The 14,617-nt window shown below is 49.4% G+C and carries 14 protein-coding genes and 1 pseudogene; 7 read left to right on the top strand and 8 right to left on the bottom strand.

The window, feature by feature from the left end; all coding sequences use genetic code 11:
• Positions 1 to 190 precede the first annotated feature (190 nt).
• Positions 191 to 483 (top strand): annotated as a pseudogene (locus H8730_RS18090) (transposase); the annotation flags it as partial.
• Between the two features lie 104 nt (positions 484 to 587).
• On the opposite strand, the gene H8730_RS13950 reads toward H8730_RS18090, so the two are convergent.
• Genes H8730_RS13950 through H8730_RS13975 form a run of 6 tightly spaced genes read right to left on the bottom strand, consistent with a single transcriptional unit; the run spans position 588 to position 6,801 of the window.
• Entirely contained in the window at positions 588 to 1,376 is a 789-nt protein-coding gene (locus H8730_RS13950) for an ABC transporter ATP-binding protein (protein WP_177720265.1), read from the bottom strand.
• Complete coding sequence (locus H8730_RS13955; RefSeq protein ID WP_177720264.1) at positions 1,373 to 2,392, bottom strand: iron chelate uptake ABC transporter family permease subunit; 1,020 nt, start codon at positions 2,390 to 2,392, stop codon at positions 1,373 to 1,375. Before H8730_RS13955 ends, H8730_RS13950 begins: the two co-directional genes overlap by 4 nt.
• 3 nt (positions 2,393 to 2,395) lie before the next feature.
• A complete protein-coding gene (locus H8730_RS13960) occupies positions 2,396 to 3,583 on the bottom strand; it encodes an ABC transporter substrate-binding protein (RefSeq protein WP_177720263.1) in 1,188 nt (395 codons plus the stop codon).
• Between the two features lie 21 nt (positions 3,584 to 3,604).
• A complete protein-coding gene (locus H8730_RS13965; protein ID WP_177720262.1) occupies positions 3,605 to 4,777 on the bottom strand; it encodes a nitrogenase component 1 in 1,173 nt (390 codons plus the stop codon).
• Positions 4,778 to 4,779: 2 nt separating this feature from the next.
• Positions 4,780 to 6,036, bottom strand: coding sequence for a nitrogenase component 1 (locus H8730_RS13970; RefSeq protein ID WP_177720261.1), 1,257 nt, complete (start codon positions 6,034 to 6,036; stop codon positions 4,780 to 4,782).
• Positions 6,037 to 6,801 carry a nucleotide-binding protein gene (locus H8730_RS13975; protein ID WP_177720260.1) on the bottom strand — a complete coding sequence of 255 codons (765 nt, stop codon included), beginning with the start codon at positions 6,799 to 6,801 and terminating at the stop codon, positions 6,037 to 6,039. It abuts the gene before it with no gap.
• A 291-nt stretch (positions 6,802 to 7,092) separates the two neighbouring features.
• On the opposite strand from H8730_RS13975, the gene H8730_RS13980 reads away from it, so the two are divergent.
• Both H8730_RS13980 and H8730_RS13985 read left to right on the top strand, forming a co-directional pair.
• A complete protein-coding gene (locus H8730_RS13980) occupies positions 7,093 to 8,016 on the top strand; it encodes a calcium/sodium antiporter (RefSeq protein ID WP_177720259.1) in 924 nt (307 codons plus the stop codon).
• 59 nt (positions 8,017 to 8,075) lie between these two features.
• Positions 8,076 to 8,615, top strand: a complete 540-nt coding sequence (locus H8730_RS13985) for a manganese efflux pump (RefSeq protein ID WP_177720258.1) — start codon at positions 8,076 to 8,078, stop codon at positions 8,613 to 8,615.
• Here the strand turns inward: H8730_RS13985 and H8730_RS13990 are convergent.
• Positions 8,609 to 9,106, bottom strand: a complete 498-nt coding sequence (locus tag H8730_RS13990) for a GNAT family N-acetyltransferase (RefSeq protein ID WP_249290008.1) — start codon at positions 9,104 to 9,106, stop codon at positions 8,609 to 8,611. The genes H8730_RS13985 and H8730_RS13990 overlap by 7 nt on opposite strands.
• Positions 9,107 to 9,712: 606 nt before the next feature.
• The gene (locus H8730_RS13995) at positions 9,713 to 9,871 is read right to left on the bottom strand and encodes a hypothetical protein (protein WP_177713618.1); all 159 of its coding nucleotides are present in this window, start codon (positions 9,869 to 9,871) and stop codon (positions 9,713 to 9,715) included.
• Positions 9,872 to 9,986: 115 nt separating this feature from the next.
• Here H8730_RS13995 and H8730_RS14000 point away from each other — a divergent pair, with 115 nt between their 5' ends.
• Genes H8730_RS14000 through H8730_RS14015 form a run of 4 tightly spaced genes read left to right on the top strand, consistent with a single transcriptional unit; the run spans position 9,987 to position 14,592 of the window.
• A complete protein-coding gene (locus tag H8730_RS14000; RefSeq protein WP_177713619.1) occupies positions 9,987 to 10,241 on the top strand; it encodes a (2Fe-2S) ferredoxin domain-containing protein in 255 nt (84 codons plus the stop codon).
• Complete coding sequence (locus H8730_RS14005) at positions 10,238 to 11,944, top strand: [Fe-Fe] hydrogenase large subunit C-terminal domain-containing protein (protein WP_177713620.1); 1,707 nt, start codon at positions 10,238 to 10,240, stop codon at positions 11,942 to 11,944. Before H8730_RS14000 ends, H8730_RS14005 begins: the two co-directional genes overlap by 4 nt.
• Entirely contained in the window at positions 11,941 to 13,110 is a 1,170-nt protein-coding gene (locus H8730_RS14010) for a SpoIIE family protein phosphatase (RefSeq protein WP_177713621.1), read from the top strand. Before H8730_RS14005 ends, H8730_RS14010 begins: the two co-directional genes overlap by 4 nt.
• 27 nt (positions 13,111 to 13,137) lie before the next feature.
• Positions 13,138 to 14,592 carry a 4Fe-4S dicluster domain-containing protein gene (locus tag H8730_RS14015; protein WP_177713622.1) on the top strand — a complete coding sequence of 485 codons (1,455 nt, stop codon included), beginning with the start codon at positions 13,138 to 13,140 and terminating at the stop codon, positions 14,590 to 14,592.
• Positions 14,593 to 14,617 lie beyond the last annotated feature (25 nt).

The raw sequence follows: 14,617 nt of genomic DNA on the forward strand, positions 1-14,617 counted from the left end.
CCTACAAGGCCAAATGGTGTGCATAACATAAATATCCGCCATATCAGAACACAGATATGGCGGATGCCTATAATCTTATTTTAGATATTTCGCTTGTCTACTTGACATGGGGCTGATCAATCATCATCTATGGAGCAGCGGCTCCTTTTTTATGCCCCAAAATAGAGGAGCAGGCTCCGAAGAACCTGCCATCCGTGGTAAAAATATCATAAAGACCGATTTGGGCGAAGCTTATCAATTGGTTTTGCCATTAGTTCCGAACGATGATTCTGTCCAACTGCTGAGCCACGAATTGGAGGAACTCCATTACAGCTTGCTGTATCAGGCTTACTCTGTCAAAGGCAGAAATCCGGCAGTTGTTCCTAAGACCATGTCCAAAATCCTGACCTGCGCTTACTCGCAAAATATGAAACCACCTGCCGACGGGACGTTAACTTTATGTGGCGGCTCGCCGGACAAAAAACGCCCGATCACAGCACGATTAGGACAAAGCTGGAAGCGCTCAGGATCTTCAAAAGATATGCCGCTTTCTGAAACGGTAAGTAAAGAGCAGCATATGAGAGCGACACCCCCATCCCTAAACAAGATTACAGGATTTTTATCGGAACTACGGAGGTGACGCAGTTTTCCCCCACCTGGCGGTGGTCAATGCAAACCTTAACTTCAAAAGACGTTTCCATGTTTTCACAGCTGATCACGTCCTCCGCCTTTCCAAATACGTACTGACCGGACCGATACAGCAACAACGCCACATCCGACACTCTAAGTGCATGATCGGGATAATGGGTATTGAAGATACATGAAATTTGCTGCTCCCGCGCCAGCCTTTGGATGGTCTCTAGAATAACCAGCTGATTCTTAAAATCCAAATTGGATTCCGGCTCGTCCAATACCAGCATCGACGGTCGGGTCGCCAGCGCCCGTGCAATTAAGATCATCTGTAGCTCTCCCCCGCTCATCCGAGAACAAAGCTTATGGCGCAGGCTAGTGGCGCCTACGAGATCCATGGCCTGCCGCGCCGCCTCCACGTCCTCCTGTCTCGGTTGCTGAAGCATCCCCACATGGGCGCTTCTCCCCAGCAAAACCATCTCCTCCGCCGTATACATCAGAGCATTCCCTCTTGCCTGTGGAACATATGCAATCTTTTGCCAGAGACGGCGCATTGGCAGTTTGGCAATATTCTGTCCATCAATGCGGCTCTCTCCCTGTTTCCAAGTGAGCAACCCCATCATGCATTTGAGCAGTGTCGTCTTTCCCGCACCATTGGGGCCGAGAATCGCCATCACCATTCCATCGGAAACACGAAATTCGATATTTTGCAAAATTTCATTCCCCTGCTGGTAGCCAAAATATCCGTTTATCACTTCAAAGGTCATAAATTTGCCCCTCCCGTCTTTTTTAGCAGAAGGATGAAGAACGGTGCGCCAATCATCGCCGTCAAGATCGAGATGGGGATCTCCGCCGCAGTGGCGCTTCGGGCCACGGTGTCCATTATCAGCAGGAAACTAGCGCCTAAACTAATGCTAGCTGGAACCACCTGTCGGTTGTTGCTGCCGAACAGCATCCGGCAAATATGCGGGATCAATAGTCCCACCCACCCGACTTGCCCGCACATGGACACACAGGAAGCGGTGATCATTGTCGCGGCAAGTGCGACAATGACCCGCATGAGCTTAACATTAACGCCCATGGTTTTGGCTTCCTCTTCGCTGAGCATCAGAACATTCAATTTCCAGCGCAGGGCAAAAATCACACCGATGCCGATCATGATAAACGGCGCCCCCAGGGCAAGACTGCGATAATTCGTATTGGACAAACTGCCCATCAGCCAGTATGTGATGGCTGGCAGCTGCGATTCGGTATCCGCCACAAATTTGATAATCGAAATCCCCGCCTCAAAGAGAGATGCGATGACCATGCCCGATAAAACGACCATCACAGTGCTCACCCCCTGCCGCTGGCGGCTGATCAGATAGGTCAGCACAACGGCAACAAATCCAACTGTGAGTGCGGTAAGCTGTACCACAATCAGACCTGCCTTCAGCATTAGCGCTAGGGCTGCGCCAAAACTTGCCCCCGCCGCCACTCCCAGCGTATCCGGTGTCGCCAGCGCATTGGAAAAAATGCTCTGAAACGCGGCTCCGGATACCGCAAGCCCTGCGCCGCAGAGTACAGCGAGGATGATTCGCGGAAGTCGCACATTGATGAGGACGCTGTAGACCTGCGGCTCCACACTATCCGGTCCTGCGGTGAGAATTCGATATAAATCTGATACAATCTCAACTGGACTCATATAAATTCTGCCGATCCCCATGCACACCACCATTATCAGGAGAGGAAGCAGGATGAGAATCAGATTCCGGAAACCATGGGAACGCTCTGATACACCCATGGTCTAAAATGCCGCAGCAGACTCAGGCGTTGGATTTAGGATCAGATCGAGTTGCTCGTCCGTCAGTTCAATCCCATAAAATTGCGTATAATACTCCCGAACTTCCTGTTCAATATCAAGATCCTCGAACAGATCCGGGTGCATCTGCTTTGCCATCCACTGAAGCATCAGCGGCGAATCAGATGAAGGCGGGAACCAGTAATACATCCCCAGCGGAATTTTGTAGACCCGCTTGTTCTGCACCGCTTTGATACCGCTCCAATCGTGGCCATCCACCGCTGTATTATTATACAGATCCTCCGGGGTATACGCAGAAAAACTATTGAGGAAAAGGACTTCCGGATTCCACTCATAGACTTGCTCCATATTCACTTGTCCTACAAATGCACCGATATCATAGCCCAGGTTCTCGCCGCCGGCGGATTCAATCCAATAATTCGCGAAGCTGATGCCGCCTGCCGTTATAGCGGATTCATTGTAGTTTGACAGAATCAACGCCTGGGGCTTCTCCTCGTCGGATAGAGAGCTTAGCTTTTCAGCGACTTTGCTCTTGACCTCTTCTCCATAGGCAATGATGCCATCGGCACGGTCCGAATCCCCCATAACATCCTTCAAAAGCTCAATCCACGCTTGAAAAGTATCAATGGTGTTGTAATCTTCATACAGCGTGGTGGAAAACCCAACTGCGGGAATCCCAGCGGCCGCAAGTGCTTCGTAATTCGCCGTAACATCTGCGTTGTAGAAAACAACATCCGGTTTCAGTTTCAACAGCTCTTCCATATTGATGTCGTCTCCGCTGGCCCAGCCGTCCGGCAACTCTTTCAAACCTGGATAAGCTTCGCCCAAAATGGAGTTCACCGCGGCATTTTTAGAATCAGGATGGATCCCCACCAAACCTTCGCTTGAACCCATGAACATGCAATAAACCGATGTCAGCGGGGTCAAGCCGCCAATGGCCACTTTCTCCACCTTCTCTGGAAGAACCACCTCGTTCCCTGCATGGTCCGTTATTGTGCGGACCGCGGAATCACTGCCGCTCTCCGGTTCCGTTGAATCCTCACTGCTATCTGGCTCGACAGCCGTAGAATCGACGCTGCTCTGGGATGACGATTCACCGCCGGAAGCGCAACCGGCAAACAAAAACAGTACGCAAAGCATCGCAGCTACTAGACTTAACATTGATCGTTTCATAATGACCTCTTTTCTTTTTTTCTAGCGCCTCCCCATTTTGGGAAGCCATGTAAAAATTTGATCCCCTATAATGGGTACACACTGATTCCAGTACAGTTTGCTGGAAACAGCAGGGATCGGGAACTCAAAAAACTCCGCTTTGTTGTCATTGGCAAGCAGCCGTTTAAAGAGCGGGTCCCCAATAATCCGGGTACAACCGCTCTCGTTGAGCAGCGTTTCAATCTCGTCTTCACAGGTAGCAGACAGGTCGTCGCTCCCCATTAGTCTTGGCTCAGGCGAGAAAATCCCCACTGCTGCAACCCCTTCCAAACCACAGTCCACCTCTAAGCACCGCCGGATTGAATTACAGATAACCCTCTCCCCGAGGATTACCGTTTGGTAGTTGCCTTGTCCGTGTCCACTGGAAAGAATTCGATTTTGTCCGTCTTCCGCGCTTTGTTCCAGCATAGAAAACAACTCGTCCGCAGCTTCACTCCCTACAGGCAGCCCTACGACATACGGAATGTTGTACATATCCTTATAGTATTCTGCCATGGCAAGGCCACTCTGAGAGACGACGAGGTTGATCTGTGCGTCCACACTATCGCGAATCTTCTCCAGATCCGTATCCATGGCAATGGAGGCTAAAATATTCCATCCCTGCTGCTCCAGAGCAGAATGCAAAGCTTTCACCGTGCCACCCACATAAAAATCCAGCGGCGTAAGCCCCAGGAGATTCACTGTTTTAGCCTTTGGCTCCGAAGCTCCGGGACGGGCAAACCGCTTCACAAGGGCCAAAAACGCCTCGGAAGCGCCCACATCATACAAGCGCAGTCCCGTGGTTAAAAATCCAAAGGCTGGAATCCCGCTTCGCTGTTGGATTTCTTCGGCGATCCCCGCGAAATCCGTGCCGATGACTGTCGGAACCGGACTTCCCATAAGGGCAATAAACTTAGGATGCATATCCTCCGCCGCGCGAAGGACTCGGCCGATGAGTTTTTCATCGTCCCCCATAATCGCATCCATCTGGCGCAAAGCCGAACAGTAAACTTGGCTTTCCCCATCGTACCAACGCGGCTCGTCAAAACCAGTATAGTTTCCGGTACACCCGCAGGCGTCGTGGATGACAATCATGCCACCCAGTTCAAATAGCGCGGAGCAGGCTCCAGAATAATCCGGGGCAAACGGGGGAAGCTGCAAGGAAATCTGTTTCATCGTCACACCACCAATCCGCTATCTTTAACGAGCTGTTCCAGGTCATACGAACGGGCGTTTTCCTCCGCCATTCGCTTCATAAGCAGGCAGATGCCGGAAAAACCATATTGCTCTGCATCCGCCGCCACCGGCACTACATGGGGTGATCCAATATAATAGGCTGCCTCAAACCCAATGCACAGATGGTCTTCCTCATTCCGCCGCTTGCCCAGCATCGTATATTGGTCAGGCTGTACAATGTTGACCTCGGGATGGCGTTCCAGGATCCAGTCAAACTCTCTCTGTTCCTGTGGTATACATTCCCCAGAGAAGATCGTATCCAGATGAAAACCGTGGGTCAGCAATAAATGTGCCATGGAAAAAGGATGATAGGTGGCCTCATAATCTAACGAGACCGGCCTTCCATTGAGCTCCTTCCGTGTCTCCTCCAACGCCTGTTCCGCCTGCCGCCTGGCATCTGTTGGATCTAGCGGCTCAATGTCCAGCCTATCGCAGACAAGTTGGATTCCTTTTTCGATCTCAGCAAAGGAATAGCTCACAGGCAAATAGAGATAGTCGATTCCCTGCCGCTTTTTCATCTGTTTAGCGGCATATAGGGCTAACGGACTTAAAACTAAATTGAGAACACTTTGTCCCATCTCCTGAAACTGTTCAAAGCTCTGATATTGGCTAATATGGCGCACCTGGAATCCATGTTGCTTCAAATGGCAGATCAACTCATTATCTTCCCGAATGGGTAAATGGTTGCCGATACAGTTGACCGCCCTCTCTCTGACCTCGCTTTTCTTAAGCAGCGAATAGATACTATCCTGTATAGTAATGGCCGGCGGTGTAGGGCCCTCGCCTGTGATTGGATTCATAAAACACACAATCGTTTTGGTGTCCGGATATTTTTCATTCAGAGGCTTGAGAAACACGTCATGGTCCGTGCCGAGCAGATTATCGATACAAGTAGTAAAGATCATAAAAACTTTTGGACGAGGAGTCATCTGGGATAGCAGCTCATCCACATTTTTTAATATCAGCTGCTCGTAGCTGCCGGAGACAATATCCGATTCCTTTATAAACAGCCAGGATATACGATGGTCAATCTTAAGTTCCATGGAAGATAACATAATATGCCGCATGCAGGCCGCCGGTCCTACAAAAAGCTGATAGCTTTCAGGGACCTGCATGGCATAGCGAACGATGCTCCATCCGCCCCTCGCTGGGGAGGAATACTGGAGAATCGTTTCAAATTGGCAGGTACATTTGGACATTTAATTCTCCTCCATTTGACAGATTTGAAGCACGCGGTCGGCCAGCTCGCGGTATTCCTCCGCCATATCACTTTCCGGGAACGCTTCCACTACGGTTTTATGCTGTTCCTCTGCCCGCTGCACCCAGCTACTGCGCGGCAAAATCTTAACAATCTGGCTGTCTGCGTCTCTTGCAAATTCTTCCACCAGCTCCACTTCCCTCTCCACGTTGCGCGCATTCAAAATGACACCGCCAAATGAGGCATATCCCCGGTTCTTGAAATTTTCAATGGCAAGGGCAATGTTCGCTGCCGCATAGAGAGCCATTTTCTCGCCGGAGGTCACCACAAAGACTTGATCCGCATAGCCCCCTCGAATCGGCATGGCAAACCCACCGCACACCACATCCCCTAAAACATCATATAGGACAACATCTGGCTTATAGATCTCATAGGCGTGAAGCTGCTCCAGCCTTTCAAAAGCTGTGATGATGCCGCGCCCCGCGCAGCCAATCCCGGGGGTTGGTCCTCCTGCTTCGACGCACAAAATTCCGTTCCACCCTTGAATCACAATATCTTCAAGAGACGTCCCTTCCCCTTTTTCACGGATAACATCCAGTACAGTTGGCATTTTATCAATACCACATACATTCTGGGTAGAATCCGCTTTCGGGTCACATCCGATCTGCATAACTCGATAGCCACGTTTTGCCAACGCCGCCGAAAGATTGGAGGCTGTCGTGGATTTCCCGATCCCGCCTTTTCCGTACAGAGCAATTTTTATCATACTAGTTTTCGTTCCTTTCGCCAAAAGTTAGTCTTGGCTAACCTTCATGGATACCAATCTTTTCCGTCTTCGCTATGTATATATTCCACCCTTTCTAAGCGTTCTTGATTAGTCATGACTAACCAACGACGTTAATTCTAGCATACTCCTTTTTTCTTGTCAATTCATTTTTTCTATTTCCGGCGGATTTATCTAATTCTAACAATTCGCATACGGCAAATTTCGCAGTACTATCCACAGTCTCTACAGAATACACATTTTATATACATATCGGATTTGGAGGACATCTGGATGACACTTCCCATCCTTCTATTCTTTCTCGGACTGATCGTATTGGTCAAATGCGGCGATGTCTTTGTTAACAGTTCCATTGCTTTGGCCCGACGCTTCCATTTATCAGAGCTGTTCATCGGGACGACGATAGTCAGCATTGGCACAACGCTTCCTGAAGTCACAGTTTCCATAACGGCTGCTCTATCGGGGCAATCGCAGCTGGCCTACGGCAATGCCGTAGGATCTGTCATCTGCAATACAGCATTGATCGCTGGCCTTTCACTCGCCATTCGTCCTCTCCCTATTTCAAAATTTTCCTTTGTCAATATTGTCATCGCCTTTTTCCTCGCCGCTGGCTTTTGTATCTTTATCTCCTATTCGCAGGGCGGTTTTCCCCGCGGTGCTGGTTTACTACTTGTTTTAGGATTCTGCCTCTACACTTTTGTCAGCATTCGAAAGCAAAAAGGAGAGCCTCCAGAAGCCGAATCCGGTGTCTCAGGTTCCTTTCTTTTTCATCTCGTATATCTAGTCATCGGCGCGGCCGGCCTCTATCTGGGATCTCACCTTATGGTGGATAATGCACAGATTCTCGCCCTTGCCCTCGGCGTGTCTACCAAAGTTATCGGCCTTTCCATCGTAGCGCTTGGGACTTCGCTGCCGGAACTCACTACCGCTGTAATCGCGTTGGTCAAAGGGCACAGCCAACTCTCGATTGGCAATATCCTCGGCGCGAATTTCTTCAATCTGACGCTGGTTTTAGGCGGGGCTGCTCTCGTAGCCCCTGCACCGCTTCCTGCCAGTTCCAATCCGCTAGAGCTAACTTTGATGCTGGTCGTCATGGGGATACTGACCATTCCACCGCTTTTGAAAGGGCGCACCTATAGCTGGCAAGGTATTTTGCTTCTACTCCTTTATATTGGCTATCTCATAATTCTATTTTGATCCGCACCCCGTCCCTCTCGTCTGCATACATTAAAAGAAACGAGATGAGGGGTTTTTCCATGGGTCTTCTGTCAATCGTTTTCCTCGGAATCGCCACAAATCTGGATAATCTCTTCATTGGGATTGCTTTTGGCGCCAGAAAACGCAATATCACCTTGCTTCAAAATGTCCTCATTGCATCGATCTCTGCAATAACTGCCTACGTAGCTTGCCTCTTCGCTGTCTTGATTTCCAGTCATTTTTCTGTGTATGCCAATATTGCTGGAAGTATCTTTTTGCTCCTGTTAGGCTTTATTGGGCTCCTCAAGCCGACGCCCTCCAACTCTGAGGTATCGGTGGATCGCCCTCTTCACATAAAAGAAACCGCCCTCCTCGGCGGTTCTCTGGCAATCAATTGTCTACCTGTTGCCATCGGTGCGGGCTCCGCTGGGATCTCCCCCCTCGGTCTTAGCGCCTCCGTTTTTCTTTTCAGCGTTTTTGTCCTGGCAGTTGGGATCCACTTCGGCAAAAAACTTGCATCCTGCTGCCATGAACGCACGCTGAACGCGCTTTCCTCTCTTCTTCTAATCTTGATCGGGGTGTGGGAACTCTTTCATTGAACTTTCTTTTCCATGATGAAATCGTCCATCACGTATCCCTCACCAATATCGCTGACTTGCTCTCGAGTTTTCACAAATCCTAGCCGTTCGTAGGCCGCAATGGAGCCGGTATTATGCCGGTTAACCGTCAGCCAAATCTTTTTCCATCCGTTTTTTCTGCAAGCATTTTCAAGAAATTGAATCGTCTCCGCTGCAAACCCCTTGTGGCGGAAGGATTTGTCTATGTAGATCTTGCTTAAAAATAATCGATCTTCTCCGGGTTCAATCGCTGTATATCCCACATCGACTCCATCGGAGCGCAGAAAGTAATACTGATACCCTTCTTCTGTCATCTGCCCTTCGATCGCCGCGGAGGACTGAAGCGTTCTTAACATATACGCCACTTGTTCCGGCCCAATGATATCTGTATAGTGTTCTGTCCATATTGTTTTGGCCAGCTCACTAAGCCTTTGTACGTCTTCTTTCGAGTTTCTTGCTGGGACAATTTCCACCTTTGCTCCTTCTTTCCTGCGTATTTATTTCTCTGATTTATCTCCTGTCCCCTCAGCCTGATTTTATTCGGCTTCCTCTTTGCTGCATGTATTGTAATTGTATCACAAGACTGGTTTCTATGCAAGCTGATGATTGGCGCTGGCGATAAGCTGGATTTCTGCATTGCTATGGCTTTTTCTTCTATATCCCGATCTTCCATTTGCTGTTAATTTAGCGGCTATCTATCTTCTTCTTTTTATGTCGCCTCCAGCTTGCTATACCCCTTCTCCTCGCACCTCCCTTTTCACTGTCTTTTTAGCGGCTACTTTTCCTCTTCTTTTCTTGTCGCCTCCATCTCGCTTTGCCCCTTTTCCTCGCCCCTCCCTTTCCACCGTCTTTTTTAGCGGCTACTTTTCCTCTTCTTTTCTTGTCGCCTCCAGCTCGCTATACCCCTTCTCCTCGCACCTCCCTTTTCACCGTCTTTTTTAGCGGCTACTTTCCTCACATCACTTCTATATTCAACTCGCCAGCCGAAAAAGGCAATAAAAAAACGCCGTCCATGACGCCGTGACACTTCTCCGCAAAAAATTAAAAAAACACTCCCCCAAACCCTTTTACTCCGTCCCCTATAGGATTCGGTTCACCTTCAATATATTCAGAATCTCCTGCGTTTCCAATCCGCTCTCCGAATCTTCATACGTCGCAATCAGATTCTTCCCTTCCCGGTGCGCCATCTTCTTCCCGAGCCTCTCCACATACTCCCGCAATGTTCCCAGTAGTACCACAGCCTCGGGTCCAACAAATTCAAGTGAGAATGTTACACCGCTTTCTTGACGAAACACCCCTATGTGTATATAATAAATATGAAAGTTATTTTTTTATCAATATGGAGGAGCTATCATGAACGTAACCATCTGTGTTGGAAGTTCTTGTCATCTAAAGGGATCGCCTAAGGTTATAAAACGTTTGGAATACTTAATTGCCCAGCATCACTTAGAAGATCAGATCGAGCTGAGTGGATCGTTTTGCATGGACCAATGTAGCCTAGGCTCCAGCGGCGTATGTGTGCAAGTCGATCATGTTGTCCACTCTGTCACCCCTTCCACCGTCGATTCCTTCTTTCAAGAATATATTCTAGGAGGTCTTGCATCATGACCAGCATCATAAGCCTGAAAAAAGTTCGCTGCAAAAACTGCCATAAATGTATTCGCTCATGTCCTGTGAAATCCATACAGTTTAAAGACGATCAGGCACAAATCATGCCGGAGGAATGTATTCTCTGTGGAACCTGTCTCGAGGTTTGTCCTCAAAATGCGAAGACTGTTCTCAGCGATATCTTTAAAATCCGTGGATACATAAAAACAGGCGCGACAACCGTTGTGTCACTGGCTCCCTCCTTTGTCGGCATGGGTATGCCGCCTGCTAAAACAGTGGGTATTCTAAAGCGTTTAGGTTTTACCCATATACATGAAACCGCCGAAGGCGCCCTGATGGTGTCCGAGGAGTACGCACATCTCTGTGAACTGGGAACCATGGAAAATATCATTACCACCTGCTGTCCAACGGTCAATGCACTGTTAGAAAAATATTATCCGGATCTAATTAAGTACGCCGCCCCCGTTGTGTCGCCAATGATCGCACACGGTATCAAGCTGCGGCAAATCTACGGCGATGAGGCCAAAATCATTTTTGTTGGGCCCTGCATTTCCAAAAAAGAAGAAGCCCGCGATTCCCGCCACGCTGGCATTATCGACGCCGTTCTCTCCTTTGAGGAACTCAAAAGTTGGATTAAAGAGGAACATATCGACATTGACGACATTGAGGAAGCCTCCTTTGAAAATGAGAATCCTAAAGTTGCCCGTCTATATCCTATTACCAGCGGCATCATCTCCACAATTATGGCAAAAGGAAGTCTCCAGCATTACAAAAAGCTATCCGTGGATGGTATCGAGAACTGTAAAGAGATGCTCCAGTCCATGCGCGATGGCAAGATACACGGTTGCTTTATCGAGATGAATTCATGTCCCGGTGGATGTATCAATGGGCCCGCCATGTCGGATCGTTCTCGCTTCACGGCTCAGTTGGAGGTGGAAGACTATACGGGCGAAGACGCCGCTGTCTTTCCGCCTGTGGAGCGCATCTATACTCTGGACAAAACCTTCATCGACGCCAGCGAAACGCCAAATCTGCCGACTGAGGAAACCATCCGCTCCATACTAAAATCCATCGGAAAAGAATCACCCGACGACGAGCTGAACTGTGGAGCCTGTGGATATCCCACCTGTCGAGAAAAAGCCATCGCCGTATACCAGGGAAAATCGGAACTTACCATGTGTCTTCCTTATATGAAGGAAATGGCGCAATCTCTGTCCAATGTTATCCTGAGCGTAACCCCGAATACGATTATGCTAGTGGACAAAGATCTAAAAATCTGCGAATTCAACCAGGCAGCGGAAAAACTGTTCGGCATCTCCCGCAAGGAAGCCATCGGCTGTTATATCTATGAATTCATGGACTCCAGCGATTTTGAATTTGTTTTGGAAGAAAAAATTCCGATACTGGACAAAAAGGTAACCTACGAGAATTTAGGCGTGACGGTCATGGAAAATATTTTGTACATTCCGGAACAACATATGATCATGGGACTGATGAAGGATGTCACCAGCGAAGAAAACCAGCGCGACAAGCTGTATAATTTGAAGATGGACACCATTGCCATGGCCCAGAAGGTCATCGACAAGCAGATGGTCGTAGCTCAGGAGATCGCGGGACTGCTGGGCGAGACCACAGCGGAGACTAAAGTCACGCTGTCCAAGCTGAAAGACATGATCGTTTACAATGAGGAGAATGGACAATGAACGTAGTCGAAGCCGTATACAAAAGTCTCAACAAGAAAAATGAAGAGCTATGCGGCGATAAAGTGGAGATCGTCCGCACCGATGACTCGATGATCATGATCCTTTCCGATGGGCTGGGCAGCGGTGTAAAAGCCAACATCCTATCCACCTTGTCCAGCAAAATCATCCGCACCATGTTGAAAGAAGGGGCCTCCATCGACGATGCTGTATCCACCATCGCCAGCACTCTCCCTGTCTGTAGTGTTCGAAAATTAGCGTATTCCACCTTTAGCATTCTACAGATATATGACGATGGGCACGCCCATCTTACTGAATTTGACAATCCCACCTGCTTCTGTCTCCGTCGGGGCAAGTTGCTTGAGCTTCCCTTTGAGGAGCGGGAAGTAGCCGGCAAAATCATACGGGAAAGTGATTTTACAGTTGCACAGGGGGATTATTATGTTCTGGTCAGCGATGGTGTTATCTATGCCGGCGTCGGTGAAACCTTGAATTTTGGATGGACCTGGGATAATGTAGCGCAATATCTGGAACGAGAGTCCACCAAAGGATATTCTGCCTACCGCATGGCAAATTCATTGGCCTCTGCCTGCAATGACTTGTACATGGGGCTGCCCGGCGATGACACAACTGTCGCCGTGGCCAAAATCATTCCGGCGCGGCGGGTTCATATACTGGCAAGTCCTCCTCTCCATAAAGAGGACGATGAAAGGTTTGTAAAAGAGTTTATGGCAGACAGCGATGTTCGCATTATATGTGGGGGAACCAGCGGCAATTTGGTCAGCCGCGTTTTGGGGAAACCCCTGCGCACTTCTGTAAAATATACAGACCCGAGCCTACCCCCTACCGCTGTCATCGACGGAATTGATTTGGTTACAGAAGGGGTTCTGACGCTGAACCGAACGCTGGACATTCTGCGGGAATGCCGGAAACACGAGGGAGAACTCCATGACTTAGCGATTCTGGACGCAGACAATGGCGCTGCCAAGATCGCAAAAATTTTGATTGAAGACTGCACCCACCTGACGCTGTACATCGGGCAGGCCATCAATCCTGCCCACCAAAATCCAGACCTGCCCTTTGATTTGAGTATCAAATACCGTCTCTTGGAGGAGCTGGCCGATTTGGTCCGACAATTTGGCAAGGACGTCACCTGCCACTATTATTAAGCATTCGCAAAGGAAAGGAACACGTTCATGTTTGAGTTTAACTCGGATACCCGAAACCTAAAATACCAAGTGCTGTTAGAAGTCGCAACGCTGGCTTTCGCCAGCCAACTGGAGGAAAAGGTGGAGGAGATCCCTTATAAAATTATCAACACCGATGTCCCTCATTTCCGCTGCTGCGTTTACAAGGAGCGGGAAATCATTCGGGAACGAACTCGCGTCGCCATGGGACAGGAACCGACCCCCAGCTGCCACAGCAATAACCTTGTAAAGGTACTGCCCGCCGCCTGTGAAGGGTGCCCGATCAGTCGTTTTCATGTTACAGATAACTGTCAAAAATGCCTTGCGAGAAAATGCGAAAAAGCCTGTCCCTTTGGCGCCATCACCATGACAGGCCGTGGTGCCTACATAGACCCTGCCAAATGTAAAGAATGCGGCCGCTGCGCCTCCGCTTGCCCTTATAACGCCATCGCGGACCTGATCCGCCCTTGTAAGCGCAGCTGTCCCACTGGCGCTATCAGCATAGGGGAAAATCATGTGGCGACGATTCTGGAAGACCGATGCATTCGCTGCGGCGCTTGTGTCGCCGCCTGCCCCTTCGGCGCCATCGCGGACACCTCCTGGATGCTGGATGTCATTGAAGCCCTGCGCAATCCTAAGAAAAAAGTATTCGCCGTGGTTGCGCCCGCTGTGGAAGGCCAATTCGGCACTGCCATCGGCTTTGGCGGCATTCGGCGCGCCCTATGTGACATAGGATTTGACGACGTCTGGGAGGCGGCTCTAGGCGCTGACGCTGTGACTACCCATGAAGCCGCCGAACTTAAAATGAATATGGAAATCGGAGACAAGATGACTTCCTCCTGCTGCCCCGCCTTCGTCAGCATGATTCAAAAGCATTTTCCAAACATTGTGGATAAAATATCCAGCACCGTCTCCCCCATGGTTGCTACAGCCCGCTATCTAAAACATTGCCATCCCGGCTGCACCGTCGTCTTTATCGGGCCCTGCATCGCCAAAAAAAGCGAGGTTTTTGAAAATTCGGTGGAGGGTTCTGCCGATCTGGCATTGACCTTTGAAGAAATGTTGGCCATGTTGGAGGCCAAGGGTATTGACATTCAGAGCTATAAAGAGAAAGACCAACAAGCCAGCGTCTATGGCAAAGGATTTGCACAGGCAGGCGGGCTAACAGGCGCCATTACAAAAGCATTCCAAGAACAGAACTACCCGGTTATGCCTACGGTCCGGCAGTGTCCTGGCGCAGAGGAATGCAAAAAGGCATTGACTCTGCTGAATCTAGGCAAACTGCCGGAAGACTTCATCGAGGGCATGATGTGTCCCCAGGGATGTGTCAGCGGTCCCTCTGGGATTCTTCCGTCCAAGGATGTCATTCGAAATCGGCAAAAATTATATGCCGATCTGGACCGCAAAGATATCGCGCAAAACTTGCAGGATCATGACTTTACCGGAGTTTCGTTGGAACGGTGAGTCCTAACTGGTTTCAGGCACAGTG

Origin of the sequence: Bianquea renquensis (assembly GCF_014384895.1) — a bacterium.
In the GTDB taxonomy this organism is placed as follows: Bacteria; Bacillota; Clostridia; order Lachnospirales; family Bianqueaceae; genus Bianquea; species Bianquea renquensis.

Coding starts and splice junctions, on each gene's coding strand:
- H8730_RS14015 (WP_177713622.1), top strand. CDS start 13,138: ATGTTTGAGTTTAACTCGGATACCCGAAACCTAAAATACCAAGTGCTG.
- H8730_RS13980 (WP_177720259.1), top strand. CDS start 7,093: ATGACACTTCCCATCCTTCTATTCTTTCTCGGACTGATCGTATTGGTC.
- H8730_RS14010 (WP_177713621.1), top strand. CDS start 11,941: ATGAACGTAGTCGAAGCCGTATACAAAAGTCTCAACAAGAAAAATGAA.
- H8730_RS14005 (WP_177713620.1), top strand. CDS start 10,238: ATGACCAGCATCATAAGCCTGAAAAAAGTTCGCTGCAAAAACTGCCAT.
- H8730_RS14000 (WP_177713619.1), top strand. CDS start 9,987: ATGAACGTAACCATCTGTGTTGGAAGTTCTTGTCATCTAAAGGGATCG.
- H8730_RS13970 (WP_177720261.1), bottom strand. CDS start 6,036: ATGTCCAAATGTACCTGCCAATTTGAAACGATTCTCCAGTATTCCTCC.
- H8730_RS13950 (WP_177720265.1), bottom strand. CDS start 1,376: ATGACCTTTGAAGTGATAAACGGATATTTTGGCTACCAGCAGGGGAAT.
- H8730_RS13955 (WP_177720264.1), bottom strand. CDS start 2,392: ATGGGTGTATCAGAGCGTTCCCATGGTTTCCGGAATCTGATTCTCATC.
- H8730_RS13985 (WP_177720258.1), top strand. CDS start 8,076: ATGGGTCTTCTGTCAATCGTTTTCCTCGGAATCGCCACAAATCTGGAT.
- H8730_RS13965 (WP_177720262.1), bottom strand. CDS start 4,777: ATGAAACAGATTTCCTTGCAGCTTCCCCCGTTTGCCCCGGATTATTCT.
- H8730_RS13960 (WP_177720263.1), bottom strand. CDS start 3,583: ATGAAACGATCAATGTTAAGTCTAGTAGCTGCGATGCTTTGCGTACTG.
- H8730_RS13975 (WP_177720260.1), bottom strand. CDS start 6,801: ATGATAAAAATTGCTCTGTACGGAAAAGGCGGGATCGGGAAATCCACG.